Annotated in this window: 2 protein-coding genes; one reads left to right on the plus strand and one right to left on the minus strand. The window is 70.6% G+C overall.

Annotation, left to right across the window (positions count from 1 at the left end; translation table 11 throughout):
• Window positions 1–154: 154 nt before the first annotated feature.
• Window positions 155–1,666, plus strand: coding sequence for a sodium:solute symporter (locus SACSA_RS0110750; protein WP_019815790.1), 1,512 nt, complete (start codon window positions 155–157; stop codon window positions 1,664–1,666).
• 98 nt (window positions 1,667–1,764) lie between these two features.
• Here SACSA_RS0110750 and SACSA_RS26765 read toward each other — a convergent pair.
• A partial coding sequence (locus SACSA_RS26765) for an AAA family ATPase (protein WP_019815792.1) occupies window positions 1,765–3,628 on the minus strand: 1,864 nt, incomplete at its 5' end.

Below are 3,628 nucleotides of genomic sequence, written 5' to 3' on the forward strand. Positions count from 1 at the left end.
GCCACCGTGCCGGGCGCGACCGGGGCGCGGGGCCCGCGCCTGCTCGGCAGCATCACCCCCGGCTCCACCCCACCCTCCCTGCCCACCGCGCCCGCGCACCCGGTCACCCGGCTGCGCCTCGCGACCACCCCCGAGTAACTCCGAGGAGAAACCCATGCGCGCACTGGACCTCGCGATCATCGCGATCTTCCTGGTGGGCACCCCGCTGCTGGGGATCGCGCTGAGCGGAAAGCAACGCTCGTCGACCGACTACTTCGTCGGCGGCAGACAGGTGCCCTGGTGGGCGGTCACGTTCTCCGTCGTGGCCACCGAAACCTCGACGTTGACCGTGATCAGCGTGCCGACGGTGGCCTACCTCGGCGACGTCACCTACCTCCAGCTCGCGATCGGCTACCTCATCGGCCGCGTGATCGTGGCGTTCGTGCTGCTGCCCCGCTACTACGCGGGCGAGATGGTCAGCGCCTACGGCTTCCTCGGGAAGCGCTTCGGCAACGGCATGCAGGGAACGGCGTCGGTGACGTTCTTGATCACCCGCCTGCTCGCCGACGGCGTGCGGCTGTTCGCCACGGCAATCCCGGTCAAGATGGTGCTGGCCGCGCTCGGCATCGACGTCTCCTACTGGGTCATCATCGCCGCCATCGCCGTCGTCGCCGTGCTCTACACCTACCTCGGGGGCATCCGGGCGGTGATCTGGGTCGACGTCGTGCAGATGAGCATCTACGTGCTCGGCGCCGTGGCGGCGGTGTTCATCCTGGCGGGCAAGCTGCCCGACGGCTGGTTCTCGTCGCTGGCCGACGAGGGCAAGTTCCAGCTCTTCGACTTCTCGTCCAACATCATCACCAGCCAGTACGCGTTCCTCACCGCCGTGGTGGGCGGTGCACTGTTCGCGATGGCCTCGCACGGCGCCGACCAGCTCATGGTGCAGCGCCTGCTCGCCTGCCGCACCGTGCGGGACAGCCAGAAGGCCGTGATCGCCAGTGGTGTCGTGGTGTTCGTGCAGTTCGCGCTGTTCCTGCTGGTCGGGGCCATGCTGTTCGCGTTCTACGACGGCGCCGACCCGTCGGCGCTGGGGCTGGCCAGCAACGACGAGCTGTTCCCCAAGTTCATCGTCGAGCAACTGCCCACCGGCCTGTCGGGCCTGCTGATCGCGGGCATCGTCGCCGCCGCCATGAGCACCATCTCGTCGTCGCTGAACTCGCTGTCGACCTCCACGATCAGCGACATCTACCGGCACGTCGCCAAGCGCGAGCCGTCCGACGCCACGATCCTCAAGCGGGCCAAGCTGTGGACGCTGATCTGGGGAGTCGTGTTCGTGCTGTTCGCGTCGATGTTCACCAGCACCGACCAGCCGGTGGTCGAGGTCGGGCTGAGCATCGCCAGCTACACCTACGGCGCGCTGCTCGGCGCGTTCGCCCTGGGCATCCTCGTCCGGCGCGCCCGGCAGGCCGACGCGATCGTGGCGTTCGTGAGCACGGTCGTGGTCGCGGCGGTGTTCGTGCTCGGGGTCGAGTTCACCGTGGACGGCGAGGCTGCCTCGCTGGCGTTCCCGTGGTACGTGCCGCTGGGCGTGCTCGTCACCCTCGTCGTCGGTGGCCTGCTCTCCCTGCGTCACCCCACCCCCGGCTCCGGGGAGACGGAACCCGCACGCGAGCAGGAAAGCGTCTGACACGCCCCCGCGCCGCTGTTGGCATGCCGTCAAGGCCTCCTTCACTGCACTCAACGCAGGCAAGGAGGCCTTGACGGCCGTTCAACGCGGGGAGCGGGTCAGGCGGAGGCGGGTTCCTCCACGCCTTCCTCGGTGCGCAGGCGCTGGGAGATGACCTGGGTGATGCCGTCGCCTTGCATGCTCACACCGTAGAGCGCGTCGGCGATCTCCATCGTCGGTTTCTGGTGGGTGATGATGAGCAGCTGCGAGTTGGCGCGCAGCTGTTCGAGCAGTCCGATCAGCCTGCGCATGTTCGTCTCGTCCAGGGCGGCCTCGACCTCGTCGAGGACATAGAACGGCGAGGGCCGCGCACGGAAGATCGCCACCAGCATCGCCACCGCCACCAGCGACTTCTCCCCACCGGAGAGCAGGGACAGCCGCTTGACCTTCTTGCCCGGCGGACGGGCCTCCACGTCGACCCCCGTGGCGAGCATGTCGCCGGGCTCGGTGAGCACCATGCGCCCTTCCCCACCGGGGAAGAGCACGGAGAACACCGTCTCGAACTCGCGCGCCACGTCCTCGTAGGCGCTGGTGAACACCTCGAGGATCTTCTCGTCCACCTCCTTGACCACGGAGAGCAGGTCCTCGCGGGTCTGCTTGAGGTCCTCCAGCTGGGTGGACAGGAACTTGTAGCGCTCCTCGAGCGCGGCGAACTCCTCCAGCGCCAGCGGGTTCACCTTGCCGAGCTGGTTCAGGTCCTTCTCCGCGCGCTTGGCGCGGCGCTGCTGGGTGTCGCGGTCGTACGGGATCGGCTGCGGGGCCACGACGTCCTCGCCGCGCTCCTTCGCGGCCTCGTACTCGGCCATCTCGCCCGGCCCCGGCGGCACGTCGACGTCCGGGCCGTACTCGGCCACCAGATCGTCCAGCGCGATGCCGAACTCCTCGGTGATCTTGGATTCGAGCTGCTCAAGCCGCAGCCGCTGCTCCGCCCGCGCCACCTCGTCGCGGTGCACGGCGTCGGTGAGCTTCTCCAGCTCCACCGTCAGCTCGCGCACGCGCGTGCGCACACGGCCGAGCGCCTGCTCGGTCTCCTCCCGCCGGGCCTGGATCGCGTCCCGCTCGGCGGCGGCGCGCCGCAACGACGTGTCGATCCGGTCGAGGGCCGTCTCACCGCCCTCCACGACGGCGGTGGCGATCTCCGCGCCCTTGGCGCGGGCGATGCGCGCCTGTTCGGCCCGCTCGCGCGCCTGTCGCTCCGCTTCGGCCTCCCTGCGCAGCGCGTCGGCCCTGCCCGCGATGCCCCGGGCGCGTTCCTCGGCCGTGCGCAACGCCAGCCGCGCGTCGACCTCCTCCTGCCGAACGGCGGTCAGCGATTCGGCGGCCTCGTCGCGCTCGGTGGTGTCCGGGTCTTCCTCGACCGGCTCGTCGGAGACGGCGGCCAGGCGCTCCTCCAGCTCGGCGAGCTGAGTGAGGATGTCCTCGCGGTTGCGTTCGACCTTCGCCCTCTGCTCGCGGAGGCGCTCGACCTCCGACTCGGCCGAGCGCGCGGCCTGTTCGAGGCTGCTCAGCCGTTCCGACGAGCGCGCCTTGCGCACCTTCGCGTCGTTGAGGGCGTCCTTGGCCTCGGCCACCTCGGTGCGGCGGTCCTGCTGCTCGGCGCGGGCCCCGTCCAGCTCGGCCGTGGTGCGTTCGAGGGCGCGTTCGGCTTCGGCCAGCCGTTCCCGAGCCTCGTCCACGGCGGCCTGGGTCTCGATCACGCTCTCGTCCCGCGCGGACCCGCCCGTGGCCCAGTGGGCGCCCAGCACATCACCGTCCTCCGTGACCGCCGTGACCTCTGGGTGCGCGGTGACGAACACCCGGGCCTCGTCCAGCGTGCCGACCAGGGCGACGCGGTCGAGCGCACGCTCGACGGCGGGCCGCAGCGCCTCCGGCGCGTCGACGACCTCCCGCGCCCAGCGCGCGCCCTCCGGCAGAGCGGGCCAC

The organism is Saccharomonospora saliphila YIM 90502, from assembly GCF_000383795.1.
GTDB classification, from domain to species: Bacteria; Actinomycetota; Actinomycetes; order Mycobacteriales; family Pseudonocardiaceae; genus Saccharomonospora; species Saccharomonospora saliphila.

What these genes read in the sequence shown, in the direction of transcription:
- SACSA_RS0110750 (WP_019815790.1), top strand. Translation starts at nt 155, where the DNA reads ATGCGCGCACTGGACCTCGCGATCATCGCGATCTTCCTGGTGGGCACC.